Origin of the sequence: Pseudomonas sp. FP2300 (assembly GCF_030687595.1) — a bacterium.
GTDB classification, from domain to species: Bacteria; Pseudomonadota; Gammaproteobacteria; order Pseudomonadales; family Pseudomonadaceae; genus Aquipseudomonas; species Aquipseudomonas bijieensis.
Genome location: NZ_CP117440.1, coordinates 2,575,583 through 2,599,339, shown reverse-complemented (window position 1 = coordinate 2,599,339; position 23,757 = coordinate 2,575,583). Strand labels below are relative to the sequence as shown.

The window sequence follows — 23,757 nt, the reverse complement described above, 5'->3', positions numbered from 1 at the left end:
GGTGGCTCATGACCAACAACCCGCATCTTTCAACGCCAGTGCACTTCCTTGGGCCTTCGCCCGAGGACATCGGTGTGGCCACAGTACTGATCCATGGTCGAAGTCAACAGCCCTCGGACATGTTCGCTATGGCTGAACGTATTGGCTTAGATGAGATGCCATACATCGCCTTGGAAGCAGCCGACAAAACTTGGTATCCAAACCGATTTATGGCACCCATTGCGGACAATAATCCTTGGCTAGATTTCGCCCTCGACAGCATTACTTCCGTCTTAACCACGCTGGAGAAGATGTCGGTCAAGCGAGAAAACATCGTTCTCATGGGATTCTCCCAGGGTGCGTGTCTGGCTTGTGAATACGTCTATCGAAATGCAGACGCCTACGGCGGGCTCATCTCGCTGACCGGAGGCCTCATCGGCCCTGAAGGCACGACATGGTCGACCCCTCGCCGCTTAGCGGGCACCCCTATTCTATTGAGCAACGGGAACCTAGATGATTGGGTTCCCTTGCGGCGGACAACCGAAACCTCCCAGGTATTCAAAGAGATGGGAGCCGAAGAAGTTCAGCTGAACGTGTTCCAAGATCGGCCACATTTGGTAACCGATGAAGAGATCAATCTTGCGCGCTCGCTGCTGCATCGCTTGCTTACGTCCAACAAAATTATTGCCCGAATGGCATATGACTGGAGACTGTATTAAATGTCCACTCCAACGCTTGGATTTATTGGCTTAGGTACCATGGGTGAACCGATGGCTCGTCGCCTGGTTCAGGCCGGCTACGCACTCACAGTGTTTGACCTCAACGAAGCAGCCGTCGACCGTCTGCAAGCGCTCGGCGCCACCCGCGCATCTGATCCGAAAACTGTCGCGGACAACGCACAAATCGTATTTGCCAGTCTGCCCACTCCGGAAATCGTCCAAAAGGTAGCGCTCGGCGAGGGTGGCGTGATCAGTGGTGAGCAAGTTCGCGTTTTCGTCGATTTGTCGACCACCGGCCCCCGCACAGCAAAAGCAGTTGCCCATGGGCTCCAAGCCAAAAACATAGTGGCCGTCGATTGCCCTGTCAGTGGTGGTGCGGCAGGCGCCGAGAAAGGCACACTCGCATTGATGGTGGCCTGTCCAAATGCCACTTATGAGCAGCTTCTTCCTATCTTGAAGAACATCGGAAAACCACTGTTCTGTGGTGAAGCCCCGGGGCTTGGCCAGACTATGAAACTGGTGAATAACCTGGTTTCCGTTACCGCATTGGCGGTCTCCTGCGAAGCGCTGGTCATGGGTGTAAAAGCAGGGCTGGATCCTCAGGTCATGCTCGATGTATTCAATGCCGGCAGCGCACGTAACAGTGCTACCGCGGACAAGCTGCCTCGCGCGGTTCTGCCTCGTACCTTCGATTTCGGATTCACCACAGCACTGTCTCTGAAAGATACCCGTCTCTGCCTTGATGAGGCTGAGGCGATGGGCGTTCCTATGCCTGTGGGAAGTAGCGTTCGCCAAGTGCTCAACATGACTCGCGCAGCTTTTGGCGACAACGCTGACTTCACTCGTATCACATGCTTGATAGAGCAATGGGCGGGCATCGAAGTGCCAACACGTCCACTTAATTCCAATTGAAAGTAGGATCTCGTAATGAGCAAAGAGCTATTTGATAAAGGCTTTGCCAACCGTAAAGCCGTCCTTGGTGCCGCGCATGTTGAAAAATCCTGGTCTGCAGCCGATGACTTCAATCGTCCGATGCAAGAACTCGTCACTGAGTATTGCTGGGGTGCAATTTGGGGCGACGACACCCTCCCTTTTAAAACACGCAGCATCATCAACCTGTCCGCTCTGACTGCTATGAACCAGCATCATGAGCTAGGTGTGCATGTGAAAGGCGCCCTCACCAATGGCGTCACCAAGGAAGAAATCCGTGCCGTACTGATGCAAGCCGCTATTTACTGCGGAGTACCTGCAGCATTGGCCGCATTCCGAGTTGCAAGCGAGGCGATCAAAGCTTGGGAAGCAGAGCACGCCTGATCCTCTAGCCGCCGATCTTTGATCGGCGGCTCCCACACAATCTGGAGGCACCATGAACGCACTACCCGACTACCAGGTATTCGCGATTCGATATGCCTATGTTGATCGCCTGCGTCGAGACAACTTCATTGATAGTCATGATGCACATGATCTACCGATGCCGATGGACTATTTCGTCTGGCTGATTCGCAAAGACGATCAGATTTTTCTGGTCGATACAGGTTTCAATCAAAGCGCAGCAGATGCTCGTGGACGCCAGCTTCTCCGTTGCCCTGTACGCGCGCTCGAAGCGCTGGGACTGACGCCTGCTGATATCAATGAGGTGATCATCACCCATATGCATTACGACCATGCAGGAAATGTGGATCTGTTACCAAACGCACGATTCCATCTGCAAGAGTCTGAAATGCGCTTCGCCACCGGCAGATACATGCTGTATCGCCCGCTACGCCAATCCTTCAACGTGGAGGACGTTGTCAATCTTGTTCGAGGCGTGCACCAACAACGAGTGGTGTTTCACGATGGTGATGTACAGCTAGCCCCGGGCATCGAGCTGGTTCACATCGGAGGCCACACCTTAGGTCTGCAAGCTGTGCGAGTGCATACCGCACGGGGCTGGGTCGTGCTCGCGTCTGATGCTAGCCATTACTACGCGAACATGGAGGAGGACTCTCCATTCCCTGTCGTCCTGGACGTAGGGGCAATGCTCGACGGCTATCGAAAGCTGCGTGCGCTAGCAAGTTCCTCCGATCATATTGTGCCCGGCCACGATCCTCGAGTACGTGAAATTTACCCGTTTCACGGGGATCCGATGGATGACATCGTTGCGCTGCACCTACCCCCAAAAGCCGAGTAGACAAAAGGCCCATCAATAAGCGATAACGAGGTCTAGCGCCTCTTTCGAGGGGCTCAAAAGTAACAAGAGGTCGAATAATCGACCCTAGCCACGGAGAAACTGCTCCATGCGCAGTCACACGAATAGCCTATTCCAAACCCAGCATGCCCCGCTGCAAATATCGCTGATCGCTTCTAAACTCTCTCCACCGAGTGCCAGCGTCAATTTGGTGTCATTTCCACGCCTCCTCAAGCGCATGATGGAGTCATCCCTGACACCGCTCACACTTGTTCAGTCTCCACCAGGCTACGGAAAAACCGGGCTTCTAAAGCAACATTATCAGCAGCTAAAGAACGACGGAGCGAGAACTGCCTGGCTATCTTTGGAAGAAGGGGATCGAGAACTGCCCCACTTCAGCGCCTATCTCAAAGCGGCATTGGAACTCGTTGACCAACCAGCCCCCGTGAATGGCGTATTGACTCGCATTGGAGAGACAAACCTCAGTAAATCTCTCACGGCACTCCTTAAGCTCTTGCAGGGTGATCTGACACCGATCTATCTTTTTATCGACGATGTGCACCACCTTGCGGGCAGCGACGCTGTTCGATGCCTGTCCATGCTGACAGAGCGGGCACCTCCCCATCTTCACATCATTCTTAGTTTCAGAGGAGAGCCATGCCTTTCCGTTGCCCGGCAGCGGATGCAAGGTTGGGTATCTGACATAAACGTGCGTGAGCTGCGTCTGAATCGCGACGAAGCGGCCTTACTTCTCAAACACCTAGAAGTCGAATCTATTCCCGAGGAACAGTTCAATCAACTCGAAAGCCGCTTGGAAGGCTGGACTGGCGGCCTAGTCTTAGCCGCACTATTGCTGCGTCATGATCCTGAACAGGTTTACAACCTCGCCAATTTTTCTGGTGAGAGACGCCAGTTTTCTGAGTTTTTTCTTCAGGACGTACTGTTTCGGCAACCGCAGGAAATTCGCGACTTTTTGCTCCGCACCTCCATTTTGGAGCGCCTTGATGCAGACGTTTGCGACGCCCTTACAGGCCAATTGGGCAGTCAAGCAATGCTACGTGAGTGCGAAAGTCGCGGCCTGTTCTTAATGGGGATCGACGAGGAGCAAAGAAACTACCGGTATCATCCCCTCTTCGCTGAATTCCTGAAGCGTGAGTTTCGTCAGTCTAATGAGAAGCTCATGCTCCAACTTCACATGGTAGCCAGCGAATGGTTGATCCAAACGGGTGACTATGAGGGGGCCTTTAAGCAAGCTTTCGCAACGAAAGACTATCTTCGTGCAGCCGAGATTATAGATACCTACAACGTTGAAATATTCTCGTCCAGTGTAAATGCCTGGGCACTTGTGGAGATGTTGCCAGAAGATATCGTCATGCGATTTCCTGCCATTATCCTGAGTCATATCTGGCAGTTGGAAGTGCGCTGGCAATTCGAGACATCCAGAACGTTGCTTGAAAAAGCTCGTCTTCGTCTGAACCAGATAGAACGCGATCAACTTCTCCCTCGAGATCGTATCCAGTACCTACGCAATGAATGGTTACATCGGGAGTTGATGCTAGGCATGATGGGCGACGATCCCTCTGCTATTCAAGCTCAATCACAGTACTTGCAAGAGCATTATAAAGACGCACCTCAACTGGTCAAAGGTAGCTTTTACAGTTCAGAGCTTTATGCTCGTCGTGAACACTACCAACTCGATGAGGTTGAGCGCTTAAACAACTTGAGCTTGGAATGCCTCAAACGCCTGCCTCACGAAGCTGCTCATGTTTTCCACAACGCTGTTCTTGCGCCCGCCAGGCTCATGGCTGGGCGTACACACGCGGCTATTCAAGCCCTCACTACAGCTCTGCGTTCCGCTATAAAAATTTCGGGCCATGGTTCACCTTTGCCTGCGATGATCGCCGTTCATTTGGCCAAGGTGCACTACGAACGCGACGAGCTTCAGCAAGCTCGCGTACTGCTAGAGCAATATATTCACCAAACAAATTACATCGGTTTCGTCGACCAGGCCATTGTAGGGTGGTTGACTTGCGCTCGTGTTTCGATGATTGATGGTGACAAGGCAAACGCATTTCGCATGCTCGATGAGGCGGATGTGTTTGCCAATGAACATGGTTTCGAACGACTACGTCTTTTCAGCTTGGCTGAGCGTATGAAATGGCTCCTGCGCCAAGGCGAAGTCGATGAAGTCATTCGACTTGGTCGAAAAAATAAACTGCGTGGGCCGGCTAGCGATGTAGCCCCACACAAGAACGTTAGCACTCGCGATGAAGCTCGAGCACTTTGCTGGGTCAGGGCTGCCCAGGCGGAGGATCGGCTTCCGGAGGCTCTCGGCCTTGCAAAACTCTGGAGTCGTCATCTTGAAGCCGCCAATGCAGTCCGTAACGCGCTTCGCTGGAATGTCATTATCGCGCATCTTTCGCTGTTGACTGGAGATCAACGAGCGGCGCAACGTGTCCTGCGCCGAGCATTGTTTCAGGCAGCACCATGCGGTTTCATTCGCGTATTCCTTGATGAGGGCGAATGGTTGGTGCGCTTGCTACGTGATCAACTGCAGGCAGCAAAACTTGAGGGTGAACCTGCGGATGTATTCGCCAGCAATCTGCTGAAAAGGGTGGATGGTGAACTCCCCATTTCCAATACACCAACAGCGGGCACACCAGAACAAGGCAGCGCAATTTTCGGTGCTCTGAACAGCCGTGAACTGGACATCTTGGAGATGGTTAGCATTGGCATGCTGAATCGTGAGATTGGTATCAAGCTTGGAATGACTGAGGGTTCCATCAAATGGTACCTCCAACAGATCTACGACAAAATTGGTGTTCGTCGTCGCTCTCAGGCGGCAGAAAGGGCACGCCAATTGGGCATCCTTCGATAATTAACGCTGCAAGCTTTGCTTGCAGCGTTGCTCCCCTGCTCTTCGCTATCCATGGATAGGTGCTTGGCCTGATTGCTTATCGCATCGTGAACTCAATCGATTCGATAAAAACAAGAGGAAACCAAGTATGTCCACGGCTTACGATGTTGTAGCCATTGGCTCCGGCCATAACGGTCTGGTGGCCGCTGCGTATCTGGCGTCAGCTGGTAAAAAAGTCCTGGTACTCGAACGTAACGCCTGGTTTGGTGGCGGCGTAGTCACGCGCGAGCTCACAGTCCCGGGGTTCAAACATGACCAACATAGCGTTGGTCATATCTTTATTCAGGCAAATCCGCTGATCCGAAATGATGAGTTGGGCCTACTGAGCAAGTACGGCCTTAAGTACATCTATCCTGAGGTTCCCCTCATCACGGTGTTCGATGACGGCACGACTTTGAGCCTCTACCGGGATCGCCAGCGCAACTATCAGGAGCTGGCGAAATTCTCGCAGAAAGATGCGGAGGCATATCTGAAGTTTTCTGAGGTAGCAGCCCACTATCTACCGATGCTGATCGGCACTCTCTACTCCGCTCCAGTGCCAATGGGCGCTCAGTTCGCCATGATGGATCAGAGCCCGGAAGGCCGGGAAATGTTCGCCACCATGATGAAAAGCAGCTGGGAGATCATCACCGAGTGGTTTCAGCATGAAAAAATTCGTCTGCATTTTGCACGAATGGTCGGCGAGAACTTGGCTAGCCCAGAGGAGCTGGGTTCTGGCATTAGCCTGTTCATGTTTCTTGCTTTCATGGAAAAGTACGGTATCGGGATTCCAGTTGGCGGCAGCGGTGCCCTCACCGCCGCACTGATCCGCTGCATCGAAGACCATGGTGGAGAGGTCATCTCGGAAGTAGATGTATCGATAATCGAAACAAAAGGTGGACGTGCCTCCGCCGTACAGACACACGATGGGCGCCGTTATGAAGCTCGGGATGCTGTCATTGGAGGCATCCACCCGCACCTGCTTCGAGGCTACCTCCAAGATGCCGGTGTCGCACCTCAAGTGTTTGAGCGCGCAGAGCGGACGACTACCTCTCCTTGTGCCTGCATAACCATTCACGCCTCACTGCATGAAAAGCTTCAGTTCAAAGCTGGCAACCATGTTGACCAAGCAGCTTTCATTGAGCTTCTGCCGGTCAGCGAATCGCGCTTTCGTCGCTCTTTCGATGATGTGCGGTATGGCCAGCTTCCTAAAGATCCGCTTCTCGCCCTCGCCTCACCAACCAATATCGATCCAACACGCGCGCCCGCTGGCAAGGCGACCATGCATGCCTGGGCCTATGCACCATTTGAAGTGGACAACCGCCCGGCTACATATTGGGACGAGATCAAGGAAGCCTACGCAGACCAGTTGCTTGAGCGTATGTCACCTTTCTTCAACAACTTGAGCAGCGATTTGATTATTGGGCGGCACGTCGATAGCCCTCTTGATATGCAAAGGACTTCTCCCAGCTTCCAACGCGGCGACTTGCACGGAATAGCCGGACTCCAACACCAATTTGGCTCTCATCGACCAACGCCAGATCTGGGTCGCAACACTGTTCCGGGTGTTGATCGACTTTATCTTGTCGGCCCATTCCAGCACCCAGGTGGCGGTGTGTTCGGTGCCGGTCGGGCAGCCGCAATGCGTATGTTTGACGACCTCAAGATGAATTTCAGTCAATTTAATAAGGCGTGACGCAATGAGACTTTATTCCCCTGATGGCAGCGAACTGATGAAGATCGAGGCCCTTGAACGTGATGGTAACAAACTGGTTTTGAAGGGCACTGCATTCGGCGCTATGCCAATCTCTGCGCAACTGCGCCCAGAGGAACTTCGCGGTGGCTTACGGCTCCTGAGCGCGAAACTGGCTCTCTTTTTGATTAGCATGCTGGTAAAACGATAGGAAGATTGTCATGCAAACCTCTCCAAATCGTTTGCTCGCACTTGAATACCTGGCATTCATCGAAGCCGGCGACTTACCTGCTGCTATGAAACTCGCCAGCGACGACGCTGTATTTTGGATGCCGAACACAGGTGATATGGACAAAGCAGCTTTCGCGGGCTTCTTAAGCGCCGTCTTGCCAGCCATTCGCACAATGAAGCTTACCATTCGCGGAGTAACAGAAGACGGAGAGCGCATTGCCGTCGAAGTAGATGGGAGTGCCGAGTTGACCAACGAGCGAGTCTACAAAAATCACTACCATTTCCTATTTATCATTCGAAATGGTCTGCTACACAACGTGAAAGAGTTCACTGACACCGCACCCGCTATAGAAGCGTTCCAACCCTGACCAGATGGTTGTTTGATGGGAACGCTGCAGCTTCGCAGAAGTCAACGATTTGAACCGTTTATAATCCCGGCCATGTTGCCGGGATTTTTCATTTTTCCCGCAGAAGCTCATACCGTTAGCTTGAGCACTTCAAAGCTATCCAACGATAGGTGCTCCTCTTCCGTTCCTTCGGCACGGTGGAATGGTGAACATCACGCGCATATTTCGGTAATTTTCCGCTGTATGCAGGTGAGTTTCGCTTACCCACCCAATGCCAAACTGGAGGACATAGATGAGCGTTTTTACGCACGTAACTGTCGGCACCAATGACCTGCAAAAAGCCCGGAGCTTTTACGACGATGTACTGGGTCAATTGGGACTAAAGCGCATAGCTGACCTCGAAGAAAACGGCTCGATATGGGGCGAAAGCGCACCATCCTTCTTTGTGCTAAACCCCGCCAACGGTGATCCTGCCACAGTCGGTAATGGTGTCACTGTTAGCTTTGAGGCACCTAGCCGCGCGGCGGTCGATGCCTTCCATGCCGCATCTGTGGCTGCCGGTGGGAAGGATGAAGGTGCACCTGGCCCACGTGGCTGGGCACCGAATGCTTATGCCGCCTATGCACGTGATCTTGATGGTAACAAGTTGGCGGTCTACTGCTTCAAGGCAGCCTGACTGAACTGTGGGCACTAGGAAACCTGCAACCAAACATCTCAGTTATTGGCTGCCCTCCTAGCCCCACCCTATGCACACCAACACTCAATAAGTCGGCCCCCTTCGGTGCCGAACAACAAGAAGAGGTAATCTGTATGTCTGGTAATCGTGGCGTTGTTTATGTCGGCTCCGGGAAGGTGGAAATTCAAAAAATCGACTATCCGAAAATGCAAGATCCCCGCGGTAAGAAGATCGAGCACGCGGTCATACTGAAGGTCGTCTCCACCAACATCTGTGGCTCAGATCAACATATGGTGCGTGGTCGCACTACGGCTCAAGTAGGGCTAGTACTAGGTCACGAAATTACTGGTGAAGTGATCGAAAAAGGGCGTGATGTCGAGCACCTGAATATCGGTGACCTGGTATCAGTTCCATTCAACGTTGCATGCGGCCGTTGCCGCTCATGTAAGGAGCAACACACCGGGGTCTGCCTGACAGTCAACCCTGCACGGGCCGGTGGCGCTTATGGTTATGTAGACATGGGTGACTGGACAGGTGGCCAGGCCGAGTATGCCATGGTGCCCTATGCGGACTTCAACCTGCTCAAGCTGCCAGACCGTGACAGGGCAATGGAAAAAATTCGCGACCTCACCTGTCTGTCCGACATTCTTCCGACCGGTTACCACGGCGCAGTTACTGCCGGTGTTGGCCCTGGCAGTACTGTGTACGTCGCTGGCGCTGGCCCAGTTGGCTTGGCCGCGGCAGCTTCTGCTCGGTTGTTGGGTGCTGCCGTGGTTATCGTGGGTGACGTGAACCCTGTACGTCTAGCCCATGCGAAGTCCGTTGGGTTTGAGATTGCTGACCTCTCCCAAGATACTCCGCTGCATGAGCAGATTGCTGCACTGCTTGGCGAACCCGAAGTTGACTGCGCTATCGATGCTGTTGGCTTCGAAGCACGAGGACATGGCCATGCAGGCGCCAAACAAGAAGCCCCGGCAACAGTACTCAACTCACTGATGCAGATCACACGTGTGGCAGGCAAGATTGGTATTCCCGGCCTCTATGTGACCGAAGATCCAGGCGCAACAGATGCCGCAGCAAAAATTGGTAGCTTGAGCATCCGTTTTGGCCTCGGCTGGGCGAAGTCCCATAGCTTCCACACCGGTCAAACTCCAGTGATGAAGTACAACCGTCAACTGATGCAGGCAATCATGTGGGATCGCCTAAACATTGCTGAAATTGTAGGGGTGCAGGTCATCAGCCTTGATGATGCCCCGAAAGGTTATGGCGAATTCGATGCAGGTGTGCCGAAAAAATTCGTCATCGACCCGCACAAGATGCTTGTCGGCTAAGTCCGGCTCACCCGCTGCGCAGCGACTCCCGGATTAGTCCGGGAGTCGCTTTTCGTGCACCCAAGAATTTGCCTCACTGCTAAGCGCGAAGCCAGAAAAAATGGATGCGAATGAAGCGAACATAATCGTTACTCCACATAGTAGGTCTCTACTGAGAGCCCCCTCGAAGAATTCGAATTAGTCCGGAGAAGAGCAGGAGCACCATGAACAGTGCTCCTGGAAATATGATCTACTTGGCGTACGGTACATCGATGGGCGCGGGAGCTCGCTTACCCAAGATCATATCCGCTGCCTTCTCTGCGATCATGACTACAGCTGCATTGGTATTCCCGGCGATCAACGTAGGAAATACCGATGCATCGACTACCCTAAGCCCCCGAATACCACGAACCTTGAGTTGAGGGTCCACCACAGTCGTCGCCGGATCACTGCCCATCTTACATGTGCAACCAGGATGGTGAACTGTCACCGTAGTACGACGGATATAGTCATCCAGTGCCGAGTCGTGCTGGACATCCGCACCTGGGAGAATTTCCCTGGCCTGATATCGATCAAATGCAGACTGACCAAGAATTTTCCGTGCCAAAATCAGTCCATGACGAACGACAGCAAGATCGCCCTCATGCGAGTAAAACTCCGGATCAATGAGTGGCTTCGTCTTTGGATTTGCATCACCCAAGGTCACTCGGCCATAACTCTTCGGACGAGCCGCAATAGACAGAACACCATATCCGTGGCCGATAGGAAGCAATGTCGGCTTTGGCCCACGGTGAGCAGGCATAAATACAAGCTGCACGTCTGGACGGTCTAAATCCGGAGAAGTCCGTAAAAAGCCAGTGGCCTCAAAAATATTGCCACCAATCGGCCCACGACGCCAAAGCATGTACTCAGCTACGTTACCAATGTTACGCAGCATCGACCGAGCCGATACGCCATACGAGGTGTAGTCTTTATCCGTGTACATTTGCACCGCAGCGCTAGGATGATCTCGTAACCCAACCCCGACGCTTGGAAGGTGATGCCGAACAGGAATTCCATGGCGTTCGAGCTCTTTAACATCTCCTACGCCAGAGCGCAGTAACACAGCAGGCGAGCCATATGCACCAGCAGACAGAATCACTTCAAGACGTGCGCGCACATTGAGAAGCTCGCCTTTGACCAGAAAGCTCACACCAACAGCTTGACCATTATCGATCGCGACCTTGTCGACCAAGGCATCAGTGATCACCGTCAGATTCTTACGCTTCAGCGCAGGATGCAAAAACGCGGTAGACATGGACTCACGACGACCTTTGCGGATAGTCGCCTGACGCAGGCCAAGCCCCTCAGGATCAGCTGCGTTGAAGTCCTCACAACTCGGCAACCCCATCTCACCGCTAGCCTCCAGAAAACTGTGTACTAGCTTGTTTGGACGTGGTGGACTTGAGACACGCATTTCTCCTTTATCACCGTGATAAGGAGAAGTAGCGAACGTTGGATTATCTTCCGAGCGGATGAAGTACGGAAGTACTTCCCGATAACTCCAACCAGTAGCCCCCTCCTTCTCTGCCCAGTCGTCAAAATCAGCGGGGTGGCCACGGAAATAGACCATACCGTTCACGGAGCTTGAACCACCCAATACTTTGCCGCGAGGGATTAGGAAAGGACGGTTTCCCAAACCAGGCTGAGACGTACTTTCATAACCCCAACTGAATTGCGGTTTGCTCAAAGCTGCTGCCACAGCGGTAGGAATTTTCAGCATCCAATGATCGTCTTTCGGGCCCGCCTCAATCAGCGCTACGGTGTGGCGACCATCCGCAGACAGGCGATTAGCTAGAACACAGCCAGCCGACCCACCCCCTACGATCACATAATCGAAAATATCGTTCATAGGATTAGCTCACACCACGGCCGAAACTGCGAGATCGGACAATCGCTGAAAACGCTCAATGTTGGCTGCTTGAGTCATGACACCAGCAGTGAGGCAAGAGAAAACCAGATCCAAGGTCGGATCAATCCAAAACATAGTCGTGCCGGCACCATAGTTGCCAAATGTCTCTTTTGAGGTCAGGGTACCGAATTGGTGATGCACGATTTTTTCACCGCGCACACTGAATCCAAGCCCGATGTACGCAGGTGGCGGTGTGAACCATCCCGCACGCAAAGCAACTCCTCTGTAAAGCTCGTTGTACAGATCGCCTGTTTGGTTGCGTCGTGCAACTTCAATCATACGAGGTGAAAGAATACGAGCCCCATCAAGCTCACCACCGCAGCGAAGCATTTCTGCAAACCGCCACATATCGCGAACCGTCGACACAGCACCTACATGGGGTGCTTCACACACTTCTTCCTCAAAAAGGCTGAAAGGTCCAGGCTGAGTACGGCCCAGACACTTGATTGGTATGACACCTCGCATGTCCGGCACGACTTTACGCTCGCGTAAATCAGCGCGTACTCCCATGTGAGAGTCACGCATATCCAGCGGCTTAAAAAGATCCTCGTGAACCAAGTCACTGAAGCTTCGTCCTTTCGGGTCTGTACGACGAAGCATTTCGCCAATCAACACTTGGTTGGCTATCGGTGAGTAATCGCAGCGCTCACCTGGGGGAACGCTACCATGAATATTTTCGCAAACGGCCTGTACCAACTCATCAAGGCGATCGTGGTACATATCTGCTTTAGGAGTCCACACACCGGGCATGCCAGTAGTATGGGTCAGCAGGTGATACAAAGTTATTTGATCTCGTGGTGCGCCTTTAAACTCCGGAATGATATCGACAACACGAGTTGTCAGCGCTAAACGGCCGAGCTCAATCGAACGCAATGCCAATACGTTAGTGAAGGCTTTGGTCAGAGAGAAGATGCTGAAGACAGAGTCCAAAGACAGGGGCTTAGTCTGATCTGCGTCGGCACAGCCGATAGCAGCCTCCAAACCAGTCGTACCACCCAATGAAACGCGAATTACGGCTCCGTGATAGTCGCCTCGATTAACGTCACGCTCAATTACCCCACGGAGCTCTTGAAGGCGCTCCTCATCAAAACGACGCTCAACTTTAATTGCATTCATATGCACCTCGAATAGTGTAAATCGCTTTCAGGCCGCGCCAACGATGCCGCCGTCAACACAAAGGATGGCGCCATGAACAAATGCGGCGTCAGGACTGAGTAGAAAAGCAATTGCCTGTGCGATGTCGGCGTCTTCACCCAAGCGCCGCAAAGGAATGTAAGCGGCTCGCTTGGCATATTCCTCTTGAGAGACATATGCGACAGCTCCAGGCGTTGGCACCGAGCCTGGAGAAATAGCATTCACTCGAACACCACGGGGCCCAAGCTCAGCGGCCATCGAACGGGTCACTGCGTGTACAGCCCCCTTCACTGCGGTATATACCGATGTGTTTGCAAAGCCATGATGAGAAACTGGCGACGCATAATTGATGATTGAGCCGCCAACCTCTGAATCCATGTTCTCGAGTAATGCTTGCGTCCCCCAGAACACCGTCTTGAGACCCGCACCTATCATTAGATCGATGGTCTGCTCGTCGATAGTGTCAATAGGTGCATATTGAAGAATCGAAGCGTTATTAAGTACTGCATGGATCGCTCCGACGCAGCTCGAAAATTCCGAAGCAACGCGAAGAAACTCATTACGAGAAGATAGATCAGCCACGTAGCCATGAGCCTTGCCACCTGCCTCTCGTATAAGTCTTACCGTTTCCCCGCATCCTCTTGCATCAATGTCTCCGACTCCGACTGTGGCCCCCAAACTCGCCAAGTGCTGCGCGGTGGAACGCCCAAGTCCCCTTCCCGCCCCGGAAATAAAAATATTGAAGCTCGAGAAGTCGTGACTCATGACCGCCCACCAATGACATTGACCATTACATAGTTGCTATCCATGTATTCACGGATAGCCTTGATGCGACCGTCATGGATTTGAAATGCCCATGCGTATAGGTTGCTGTAAGGTCGCCCGTCGCGCAGCTTGCCAACACCCCGCGTCTCACACATCACCTTGTCCCCACTGGAGACAATGCTGTCAACGTGCACTTTAGGATCACCATCGACGAATAGGCCACGAACAGGGGCAAGAAACTCCTCACAAATTGCCCTCCCCGTATGCGTTCCCGCGCCAGGGACATCTTCAATCATTGGTGTCCATGTAGTATCGGCATCAATGAAAGTGTCGAGTTTCACAAGGTCGCCCGTGCTCAGCGTCTTAAAAAAATCGAGCACCAATTGTTCATTCGCGTTGGCAGCTTTGGTCACGTCAGGTTCTCCAATTGTGGTGATTTCACTATCGATAACTTGCCCTTCAAAACGCCATGCAGCTTCATCACTAACTACATGGCCGGCCGTGGGCTCAGGGAAATGGCTACCGATTACCAAAGCGTCGCTATCCTGATAGCGCGCTAGGAACGTACGGCGAGTGCAGCAGGCTTGTGCTTTGTCATGATCGAACGCACACGGTTTGTCCGGAATCGCCATTTGAAGAGGGTGATGCATGATGTCGCCAGTTATTACCGCGACTTGCCCTTGGGACTCGATGTGAATGCTGATGTGGCCAGGCGTGTGGCCAGGTGTAGGAAGCAAACGTATTTGTTCGCAAACCTCAAAGTCGGTATCGATCAGATCTGCTAAACCAGCTTCCATAATGGGTAGCAGGCAATCTGGAACGTGCCCGGCGTGGTGCCAGTCCCCCGATTCTGAAAGCCCCAGCATGTACTCCCACTCCACTCGCTCGAACAAGTAGCGAGCATTCGAGAAAGTCGGGATCCATTTTCCATCAACCATTCGAGTGTTCCACCCGACATGGTCATAGTGCAGATGCGTACAAAGGACGGTATCGATACTTTCTGGCGGATAACCTGCGCTACGCAAATCCTCCAAAAACGGATTGTGCATGTCGTTGAAAATATCAAAGTAGCGCTTGCGATCATTGCCAATACAGGTATCCACCATGATTCGGCGATCAGGTGTTTCAACGACAAAACATTGCCAGGCAACAAGCATTTGGCCGTCAGCATCAACAAAGTGAGGCTTGAGCCAATCCAGGTGAGGGGCGATTAGCGATTCATCATCCTCGGGGAACATCATCGAAACGGGCGCACTAACGGGTGCCGTTTCGACGATACGCGTGATCCGTACCTCACCCACTTGCCAACGTCGAAAGTTCTGAGCTGTCATAGCAAGCCCCTCAGCCCTTGATCACTATGCTTCCACGGCGCGACGAGAACCGCCATCCTTCACTGGTCAGGACGAACTCATCATCGAATTGGCCGTACATTGGCCCCCCTTCAATAGGAGCAGGCTGAGCAGCAGATGCATCTCCATTCGAGACGTAAGCCAGATAGCAGCGACCACGTGCAGTCGACGCGGATGTCTGCTCAATCAAAATGGTGGTCATGATGTGCAGTGCCAACCGCTTTGGTCGGTCACGAAACATTGCACGGATTGCTTCACGACCTTCGAAGTAATCGTCCGGAGCCAAAGGTCGCGAAAAGCGGCCATCTTCAACAAATAGCTCTGCTATACCGTCGTGATCTTGGGCATCGTTAAATTGAGCAAATTGCTTAATAAGGCGTTCACATGCCCATTCGGCAGCAATACGCTCATCACGAGAGATGGCTTGATACATGGGATTCTCCTTTTATTATGGTGATCCATGTTCCCGTCATCTTTAGCTGCGAATCGCCTCTCGAAAGATAGGCGCTCGTAGGCCCTCCCCATTCGTATCATCTCTTGCCCCCCCTGAATGTGGGTGAGAGGTAAACACCGTTTGTTTCACACGGATCAACCATCACGACCAGCGCTGGGTTTGCAACCCCTACTCACACGCGGAAGGAGAATAAAAATGAGCGTAGTGACCGTCGACCCGATGAAGTCATCCACAACCTCCCCGATACCACTTTCAACCTTCCCCCTCGATCAGTGGTATGTGGTGGCATTTAGCTGGGAGCTCAAGGAAAAGCCATTAGCACGCACCCTACTTGGACATTCTGTAGTGCTTTTCCGACCCACAGAAGGAAAAGTCGCAGCTCTTGAAGACCGATGCTGTCAATGCCAATGCATCGAGATACCGGGGCAAACCAAAATCCCTGGTAAAGCGCGAGTAGCAGCCTTCACGGTACGCGAGCGTGACCAGATTGTTTGGATCTGGTTTGCCCGTGAACCCGATGTAGAACCAACAGCAGAACCACCGGTTTATGATGTTCATAGTAGTGGGCTGTACCTATTCGAGGGAGACACCTGTCACTACGATGCCCCCTATCAGCTGATCCACGATAATCTATTGGATCTAAGCCACTTGGGTTATGTACATCTCCACACCATTGGTGGCGATGCAAAAACCCATATGCACGCCAAAATGACCGTAGAAAGTGAAGGCGATACAGTCCGTGTAGTACGACACATGCTGGACTCGACGCCGCCGCCCACCTACGTTGCGGCCTATCCATTTACCTGCCGTGTTGATCGATGGCAGGAAGTTGAATTTCACGTGAACCATCTGCGTATCTGGACTGGCGCACTCGATGCTGGAACTGAGCCATTGGATGCCAAAGATCGCGGCGGCTTTCATATGCGCGGCTTTCATGGCGTTACCCCGGAAACGGAAAGCTCTAGCCATTATTTTTGGACGATCGCGACAAACCCTAAGAGCAACCCAGAAGCGGTGAAGCAAAAGGTCGTTGAACAGACTCGTTTGACCTTTGATGAAGACAAGGTGGTAATCGAGGCTCAATACCGCAACATGTGCCGTTTTCCAAACAGGGAAATGATAGACATACACGTAGACGTTGGGGCTAATCGTGCCAGACGTATTTTGGATCGACTACGTAGTCCCGGAAATTATCTTCACAATGCTTGGCGAAAGCGGTCGAGCACTGCTATCCAATATAGAAACAATCGGAAACGGCTCTCATAGGGCGATTTGTACTTAGAGTCTCTAATCTTGGCGAGACCAATCAGCATTACAGCAAACGGACAACCGTAGAGAAAAAGCCGGGACATAACATCAATCCTTCAAGTACCGAGGCTAAACAGCATGAGCAATAAGAAGCACCCAAACCGTCAGACTCGATTTTCTGGCCCGGCGCTAAGCGAGGCTAATAAGGTGGCCATCCTCATTCATGGGCGTGCCCAATGTACGGACGACATGTTTGCCGTTGCCGATCGCATTAATTTACCAGCGGTGTCCTACGCTGCAATAGAAGCAGCAAATAACTCCTGGTATCCGGAAAAATTCATGGCGCCGCGAGAAAGCAATCAACCCTCTCTGGATTCCGCACTTGAGTGTCTTGACGCTTTGGTCGAACAAATAGCAGCACACGGACTACCACGTGCAAAAATCGTCCTGATTGGCTTCTCTCAAGGCGCATGCTTAGCGTGCGAGTATATCTATCACCATCCACAGCGCTGGGGAGGGCTAATAGCCTTTACCGGCGGGTTAATCGGCCCAGAAGGTACCTCATGGAGTAAATCCGGCTGCTTGGATGGTACAGCTGTATTACTTAGCAATAGCGATTACGATCCTTGGGTGCCCTTACAAAGAACCCAAGACACCCTGGATGTATTCCATGATATGGGGGCAGTAGTCGAAGGACATGTATACCTTAATCGTGAACATATTATTTGCGAAGGAGAGATCGACCTAGCGCGAGGGGCGTTGCTACGCATCCCTTAGCAGCATGTCGCGATCGTTCCAATACGCTGGATACGCACGATGAATAGTGTACCACCGTATGTCGCACCACAAATTATCGGCCAGAGTAACGTCAATTCTGAAATAAGGTTTTTTGGGGTACAGATTATTCAGAACGCCTTGATTTAATCCCAAATAGCTCCATTCATGGCTCCCGCTTCAACACCATTAAAATTGTAAATTTGGATCTGAAAACAACTATTTAAAATCCGGCCAACCTTTGAAACCTGGCGGCAAGTAAGAACAACCATAATTACTTAACGGACAACCCCTGGAAGGATTAGCTGCTGCATCGTTAGAATAGTCACGACCGAGAACAACGGCCACTACGGCGACCAGAAGCAAACAAGAAACCACTATAATTGTTATTTTTATTTTCATGACCGCAACCTATTGAAGAATATGGCACGTTCATTCAATCTCATAGAAAACTCGAACGCACCTATCCTTCGATAGCCGGGCTATATGCTTGACGTCCTATATTGCGAAAAAAATCAAGGTTAGACTCCTAAGCATAGGTATTTGATTTCCAAGTAATCCTCGATGCCGTACTTGGAGCCTTCACGGCCCAAGCCAGATGCCTTGATGCCGCCGAACGGCGCGACTTCGTTGGAAATCAACCCGGTGTTGACGCCGACCATGCCGTATTCCAGGGCTTCGGCCACACGGAACACACGGCCCAGGTCGCGGGCATAGAAGTACGAGGCCAAGCCAAACTCGGTGTCGTTGGATATCGCGATCACTTCGGCTTCGTCTTTGAAGCGAAACAGCGGCGCCAGTGGACCGAAGGTTTCTTCCTTGGCCACGGCTGCGCTCTTCGGCACGTTGGTCAGGATGGTCGGCTCGAAGAAGTTGCCTTTTATCGCCTTACCACCGGCCAGTACGATCGCACCTTTGCTCAGTGCGTCGGCGATGTGCTCTTGCACCTTGGCAACAGCCTTTTCGTCGATCAGCGGGCCAGTGGTGGTGCCTTCTTCCAGACCGTTACCGATCTTCAGCTTGGCGACGGCCACTTTCAGCTTCTCGGCGAACGCGTCGTATACGCCGTCCTGAATGTACAAGCGGTTGGCGCAGACGCAGGTCTGGCCGTTGTTGCGGTATTTGGAAATGATCGCGCCTTCGACGGCCTTATCCAGGTCGGCGTCGTCGAACACGATGAACGGCGCGTTGCCGCCCAACTCCAGGGACACTTTCTTGATGTCCTTGGCGCATTCCGACATCAATTGACGACCGATTTCGGTCGAGCCGGTGAAGGACAGCTTGCGCACGATCGGGTTACTGGTCAGCTCGCTGCCGACGTCGCCGGCGCTGCCAGTCACAACGCTGAACACACCAGCCGGGATGCCAGCACGCTGGGCCAGTTCAGCCAGGGCCAAAGCGGAGAATGGAGTTTGCGAAGCAGGCTTGAGCACCATGGTGCAACCGGCAGCCAGGGCCGGGCCGGCTTTACGGGTGATCATCGCCGCCGGGAAGTTCCACGGGGTGATGGCCGCGGTCACGCCAATAGGCTGCTTGATCACGATCAGGCGCTTGTCTGGCTGATGGCCTGGAATCACGTCACCGTAGATGCGCTTGGCTTCTTCGGCGAACCACTCGATGAACGAAGCGGCATAAACGATTTCGCCCTTGGCTTCAGTCAATGGTTTGCCTTGCTCCATGGTCATCAAACGAGCCAGGTCGTCCTGGTTCTCGATCATCAGCTCGAACCAACGACGCAGTTTGCCTGCGCGTTCCTTGGCGGTCAGTGAACGCCAAGCCGGCAGCGCTTTGTCAGCGGCCTGGATCGCACGACGGGTTTCGGCAGCGCCCATTTTCGGCACGGTACCCAGAATTTCGCCCGTTGCCGGATTGTTAACCCTGATGGTCAGACCACTGTCAGCATCAACCCAGGCCCCATCGATGTAGGCCTTTTGACGAAATAGCCCACTTTCTATCGGCAGCATAAGAAACCCTTTATTAAATATAGTCTAATTTATTAAAAATACGCGCGATCCTTTCCTACCCGTTTCCAAACAACGCGATAGAGAATTATCGCTTACATATGCACTTGACTTTGCACACAAAGAAAGTCTTATACCGCAATTGCTGATACCAGCATCTATCGAGTTAATAAACAGCACCCTGTTTTATGAGAACCGTCAAAAACAGCTAGACACCTCCAAAAGTCGAAAGAGAAATGCTCGTAGAGCTAAAGCGTTCACGCATGCTCAAGATGTATAGGACGCGGTCGCCTGAGCTTGAAAACTTAAAAATCGCGAAATTGCTATTTATATGGACATAAAACAATCTGACACCTATCGAAAGATAGCGGTCGAGACATTCAAATTAATTACTTTGACCGGACAATCAAAAAGAAACACACCAAAACTCCTACTCAACCAGGCGACTTTCTGCGGAAAGATCTGCCCTTCCTATCGGGGGAATGCGCACGAAGACTCAGAACACGGGAGGCACTCACTCCAAAAAACTATCTTTTGGTAGGTGCCTGGCATCAGATTTACAGGCGACGATTTCTTGAAACACAACACCTAGGCTAGAAAAAACATACCTTCATACCTTAACAGGGAAGCTATCAACAGGCGCGGCTTCGCCTGGGCTATGGCACTCCGAACAAAAATTAATTACTCACACAGGAGACGCATCATGATCTACATTGCCTCACTGAGCACATTAGTAGTTGCAATGCTTACAACTGCAGTACAGGCCGCTGATACCCCACCCGGAAAACACACGTACGAACGCTGGTGCGCAACCTGCCATGCTGCTGGGGATGATTTTCCAGGAACAGTAGCCTTGCGTGCAAAATATAAAGGAGCAGTACCTGATGTACTGATAGAGCGGCAAGATCTTAGTCCAGACCTCATTAAATATTTTGTGCGCAACGGCGTTTCAATTATGCCCACTTTTCGCAAGACAGAAATTAGCGACGTAGAACTTAATGAGCTAGCAAATTTTTTGACAAAGGCTAAACAATAGAAAAACACTGAACCAAAGTATCATACAGAACCTCAAAGGCCACGCAAACAACACTATCAATTTGATCAGATCGCTTGGTAAGGGGGGAAACAATACTCCCTCCATCTGAGTAGACCGACCTTTAGCTGGTGCTCCTTACACACGAGGAACCCGCTCAAACTCGAAATAATTATCATTTACCGTAGAGGCTATCCAAGGATAGGTGCGGCAGAGTCTCCCACCCGTGCATTCTGACGGCGCCTAGCCACCCCATAACAACAATTGAACGTGAGAGCGCAGCCATGACATTTGTCCCTCTTGGAGATCGTCGAGTCGACTTCACAGCGTTTCGTCGACAAGAGTTAATGATCGACGAAACGTCAACGATAGTTCATTCAGTTGGTTCAGGCTCGCCGCTGGTATTCCTTCATGGTGGAGGCACATGGCACGGCCTGGCGTACACCGAGGGATGGCCAGCTCATTTCGAAGTATTCATCCCTCATCACCCGGGCTTCGGCCAGTCCGCCAACAATCCTCGGATCAATTCAATACAGGGCTATGTTGACCATTACGTTGAGCTGCTGGACGCTTTAAATTTGGAGCGTGTAGATCTCGTCGGCAGCTCACTTGGCGGAAGAATGGCAGCCGAATTCACCGCTCAGCATGGCGACCGGGTGAATAAATTAGTACTCGTCGCTCCAGCCGGACTCGACGTACCGGAACACCCACAGCCTAATTTTTCAAAGATTCCACCTGAAAGCTTTCCAACCTATTTGGTTCACGATCTTCAAACGATACACCCGTATCTCCCCACAGAAGATGATGAGGAGTTTGCTGCGATGCGCGCCCGGGAAGGGTACGCAGCTATACGCATTTTGCATAATGGCAGCATGATTAATCCTGAAATGCCATCGGTATTAGAACGCATTAACCATCAGACGTTACTGGTCTGGGGCAATCAAGACAAAATAGTTCCCGTGGGCCAAGGCGAATCATGGGAGCGCCATCTTAAAAATGCGAAGCTAAAAGTGTTCGATCAAGTAGGCCACTTGCCCCTTGATGAATCCGCCGACGCACGGTATGCAGTTCTCGACTTTTTGCTTTCTGATCGAAAAACCCCTACTGAGGCGTAAGCGGAGTAATCCATGAGCAGCGAGTTTCTCGACCTTAAGGTCGCATCCATAGTCGCCGAGGCAAAGGACATCATCGTTATTGAACTGGTTGATCCTCAAGGGCAATCGCTTCCTCCATTCGAACCTGGCGCACACTTGGAGTTACATCTTCCGAACGGACTGGTTCGACATTACTCGTTATGCGGCGACTCTCAAGACAGGAAGCATTATCACGTCGGCATTGGTTTGGCGCGGGAAAGTCGAGGGGGATCTCGCTTTCTGCACGGGTCAATAGCAGTTGGTAGCGTTCTGCGCAGCCGTCCACCTCGGAACAATTTTCCGCTGTCTGATTCAGCCAGCCACTATGTTTTTATCGCTGGCGGCATCGGCATTACCCCGATCCTATCGATGATTCGATGGTGTGAATCGAACAACAAAAAATGGGAACTGTATTACCTGGTACGAAACCGACAGCGTGCGGCGTTTTATGAAACGCTTCAAAGTCTGCCAGGAAAAAATGTCCATAATCACTTTGACGACGAAGCTGGACGCCATTTCGATATTCAATCATGCATATCCAGTCTTGAGTCTAACAGCCATCTATATTGCTGTGGCCCCGCGCCATTGATGTCAGGTGTAGAAGCTTCCGCAGCCCAACGACCCGATATCAGTGCTCACTTTGAGTGGTTTAATGCACAAGAAATTGATTCCAGTGAAGATAAAGGCTTTCGGCTTATCGCTCGCTCGTCAGGATTGGAACTCGATGTTCCAGCTGATCGAAGCATCCTTGACGTTCTCGAAGCCAATGGTGTAAACGTCCCGTTCGCCTGCCGAGAAGGTATCTGTGGCGCATGTGAAACTGATGTAGTTTGCGGAGACCCGGAGCATCGCGACCTTGTCTTAACAAACGAAGAGAAACTTAGCGGAAAACGTATGATGATATGCGTTTCACGCTCACGCACACCGACTCTTGAGCTTAACGTGTAGAAATCAATGAAACACCAACTATCTTTCGATAGTCAGCGCACATCGCCGAGCTTTCAACGCACAGACCTCCTTCGAACTGCTTGAAATTAGACTTCAACAAGGCATAGTCAAATGAAACTTTTTTCACCCGATGGCAGTGAGCTTATGAAGATAGACACCCTAGAGCGCGATGGTGATCGCCTGATACTCAAGGGCAATGCATTCGGGGTTATGCGGATAATCGCTCAACTTCATCCGAGCGAGTTGCGTGATGGACTCACACTTCTCAACTTGAAGTTGGTAATATTTTTGATCAGTATGTTATTTCGCAGGTAGGGCTTGAAATGTCTAATTCAAAAACTAGAGACCTTGCACTCAAATATTTGTCATTCATGGAGTCTGGCGATGTTCCAGCAGCGTTGGAGCTGACCAGTAATGATGCAACTTTTTGGTTCCCAGCAAGCGGCAACCTAAGTAAAACTCAATACGCCGATTTTTTCTCTCATATTTCGCCGCTCGTAATTTCGACAAAATTCAATATCGACGGCATAACAGAAGAATCTGATCGCATAGCGATAGAGGTTACCGGGAGCGCCGAGCTGACGAATGGGAAGACGTACAACAATCAGTACCACTTCCTTTTCATAGTAAGAAATGGCCTTATACATCAAATCAGAGAGTATGCCGATACAGCCCCAGCTGTAGTATTTATGAGCAAATAATCTTAGTTCCCCGCCCTTAAGCAGGGATTATCAGTCGATGTAGTCGGAAAAATTATACAAGCGAACATTCGAAAACGTATCCAAATCTCCGAAATAGCTAATCCTCAACTGATCAACCCTGACTAGGCGCCCCACGCTTAGGGCGAAATACTTGCTAGCGTCTGGAAAAGTTTGATAGAACACCTCGAAAAGGTGTAGACCAAACTCCTTTCTATTATCTAACCGACCCAACCCTGAAGACTTGACAGTGAAGTTTTATTTCTAATAAGTCTGACAATCACATACGCC

The 23,757-nt window shown here is 51.6% G+C and carries 22 protein-coding genes; 16 read left to right on the top strand and 6 right to left on the bottom strand.

What is annotated here, in order from left to right; all coding sequences use genetic code 11:
- The first annotated feature begins 8 nt into the window (after window positions 1-8).
- The 10 genes from PSH86_RS11660 to fdhA all read left to right on the top strand — a co-directional run bounded on the left by PSH86_RS11660 (window position 9) and on the right by fdhA (window position 10,039).
- Entirely contained in the window at window positions 9-698 is a 690-nt protein-coding gene (locus PSH86_RS11660) for an alpha/beta hydrolase (RefSeq protein WP_305489863.1), read from the top strand.
- Window positions 699-1,610 carry an NAD(P)-dependent oxidoreductase gene (locus PSH86_RS11655; RefSeq protein WP_305489861.1) on the top strand — a complete coding sequence of 304 codons (912 nt, stop codon included), beginning with the start codon at window positions 699-701 and terminating at the stop codon, window positions 1,608-1,610.
- A 15-nt stretch (window positions 1,611-1,625) separates the two neighbouring features.
- The gene (locus PSH86_RS11650; protein ID WP_305489859.1) at window positions 1,626-2,012 is read left to right on the top strand and encodes a carboxymuconolactone decarboxylase family protein; all 387 of its coding nucleotides are present in this window, start codon (window positions 1,626-1,628) and stop codon (window positions 2,010-2,012) included.
- A 52-nt stretch (window positions 2,013-2,064) separates the two neighbouring features.
- Complete coding sequence (locus PSH86_RS11645) at window positions 2,065-2,868, top strand: N-acyl homoserine lactonase family protein (RefSeq protein WP_305489857.1); 804 nt, start codon at window positions 2,065-2,067, stop codon at window positions 2,866-2,868.
- Window positions 2,869-2,974: 106 nt separating this feature from the next.
- Entirely contained in the window at window positions 2,975-5,743 is a 2,769-nt protein-coding gene (locus PSH86_RS11640) for a LuxR C-terminal-related transcriptional regulator (protein WP_305489855.1), read from the top strand.
- Between the two features lie 127 nt (window positions 5,744-5,870).
- The gene (locus PSH86_RS11635; protein ID WP_305489854.1) at window positions 5,871-7,457 is read left to right on the top strand and encodes an NAD(P)/FAD-dependent oxidoreductase; all 1,587 of its coding nucleotides are present in this window, start codon (window positions 5,871-5,873) and stop codon (window positions 7,455-7,457) included.
- 4 nt (window positions 7,458-7,461) lie between these two features.
- A complete protein-coding gene (locus PSH86_RS11630) occupies window positions 7,462-7,665 on the top strand; it encodes a hypothetical protein (RefSeq protein WP_305489853.1) in 204 nt (67 codons plus the stop codon).
- A 10-nt stretch (window positions 7,666-7,675) separates the two neighbouring features.
- Window positions 7,676-8,053 (top strand): nuclear transport factor 2 family protein, encoded by a 378-nt coding sequence (locus PSH86_RS11625; RefSeq protein ID WP_305489851.1) that lies wholly within the window; start codon window positions 7,676-7,678, stop codon window positions 8,051-8,053.
- A gap of 271 nt (window positions 8,054-8,324) precedes the next feature.
- Window positions 8,325-8,708 carry a VOC family protein gene (locus PSH86_RS11620; RefSeq protein ID WP_305489849.1) on the top strand — a complete coding sequence of 128 codons (384 nt, stop codon included), beginning with the start codon at window positions 8,325-8,327 and terminating at the stop codon, window positions 8,706-8,708.
- 134 nt (window positions 8,709-8,842) lie between these two features.
- A complete protein-coding gene (gene fdhA / locus PSH86_RS11615) occupies window positions 8,843-10,039 on the top strand; it encodes a formaldehyde dehydrogenase, glutathione-independent (RefSeq protein WP_305489848.1) in 1,197 nt (398 codons plus the stop codon).
- A 229-nt stretch (window positions 10,040-10,268) separates the two neighbouring features.
- Here fdhA and PSH86_RS11610 read toward each other — a convergent pair whose 3' ends face one another.
- The 5 genes from PSH86_RS11610 to PSH86_RS11590 are packed head-to-tail and all read right to left on the bottom strand — an operon-like array spanning window position 10,269 to window position 15,650.
- A complete protein-coding gene (locus tag PSH86_RS11610) occupies window positions 10,269-11,909 on the bottom strand; it encodes a GMC family oxidoreductase (RefSeq protein WP_305489846.1) in 1,641 nt (546 codons plus the stop codon).
- A 9-nt stretch (window positions 11,910-11,918) separates the two neighbouring features.
- Window positions 11,919-13,085 (bottom strand): serine hydrolase, encoded by a 1,167-nt coding sequence (locus PSH86_RS11605; protein WP_305489845.1) that lies wholly within the window; start codon window positions 13,083-13,085, stop codon window positions 11,919-11,921.
- A gap of 27 nt (window positions 13,086-13,112) precedes the next feature.
- A complete protein-coding gene (locus PSH86_RS11600; protein ID WP_305489843.1) occupies window positions 13,113-13,868 on the bottom strand; it encodes an SDR family NAD(P)-dependent oxidoreductase in 756 nt (251 codons plus the stop codon).
- On the bottom strand, window positions 13,865-15,199 hold the full coding sequence (locus PSH86_RS11595) for an MBL fold metallo-hydrolase (protein WP_305489841.1): 1,335 nt from the start codon (window positions 15,197-15,199) through the stop codon (window positions 13,865-13,867). Before PSH86_RS11595 ends, PSH86_RS11600 begins: the two co-directional genes overlap by 4 nt.
- Window positions 15,200-15,209: 10 nt before the next feature.
- Window positions 15,210-15,650, bottom strand: coding sequence for a nuclear transport factor 2 family protein (locus PSH86_RS11590; RefSeq protein WP_305489839.1), 441 nt, complete (start codon window positions 15,648-15,650; stop codon window positions 15,210-15,212).
- Window positions 15,651-15,866: 216 nt separating this feature from the next.
- Between PSH86_RS11590 and PSH86_RS11585 the strand changes: the two genes are divergently transcribed.
- Window positions 15,867-16,937: an aromatic ring-hydroxylating dioxygenase subunit alpha gene (locus PSH86_RS11585; protein ID WP_370873775.1), complete on the top strand. Its 1,071-nt coding sequence runs from the start codon at window positions 15,867-15,869 to the stop codon at window positions 16,935-16,937.
- 120 nt (window positions 16,938-17,057) lie between these two features.
- The gene (locus PSH86_RS11580; RefSeq protein ID WP_305489837.1) at window positions 17,058-17,696 is read left to right on the top strand and encodes an alpha/beta hydrolase; all 639 of its coding nucleotides are present in this window, start codon (window positions 17,058-17,060) and stop codon (window positions 17,694-17,696) included.
- A gap of 518 nt (window positions 17,697-18,214) precedes the next feature.
- Here PSH86_RS11580 and gabD read toward each other — a convergent pair.
- Window positions 18,215-19,657: an NADP-dependent succinate-semialdehyde dehydrogenase gene (gene gabD / locus PSH86_RS11575; RefSeq protein ID WP_305489835.1), complete on the bottom strand. Its 1,443-nt coding sequence runs from the start codon at window positions 19,655-19,657 to the stop codon at window positions 18,215-18,217.
- Window positions 19,658-20,357: 700 nt separating this feature from the next.
- On the opposite strand from gabD, the gene PSH86_RS11570 reads away from it, so the two are divergent.
- The 4 genes from PSH86_RS11570 (at window position 20,358) to PSH86_RS11555 (ending at window position 23,469) form a co-directional block, all read left to right on the top strand.
- Entirely contained in the window at window positions 20,358-20,690 is a 333-nt protein-coding gene (locus PSH86_RS11570) for a cytochrome c (RefSeq protein WP_305489833.1), read from the top strand.
- A 281-nt stretch (window positions 20,691-20,971) separates the two neighbouring features.
- Complete coding sequence (locus tag PSH86_RS11565) at window positions 20,972-21,802, top strand: alpha/beta fold hydrolase (RefSeq protein ID WP_305489831.1); 831 nt, start codon at window positions 20,972-20,974, stop codon at window positions 21,800-21,802.
- Between the two features lie 12 nt (window positions 21,803-21,814).
- Window positions 21,815-22,768 carry a PDR/VanB family oxidoreductase gene (locus PSH86_RS11560; protein WP_305489829.1) on the top strand — a complete coding sequence of 318 codons (954 nt, stop codon included), beginning with the start codon at window positions 21,815-21,817 and terminating at the stop codon, window positions 22,766-22,768.
- A gap of 323 nt (window positions 22,769-23,091) precedes the next feature.
- A complete protein-coding gene (locus PSH86_RS11555) occupies window positions 23,092-23,469 on the top strand; it encodes a nuclear transport factor 2 family protein (RefSeq protein WP_305489827.1) in 378 nt (125 codons plus the stop codon).
- The last annotated feature ends 288 nt before the right edge of the window (window positions 23,470-23,757 follow it).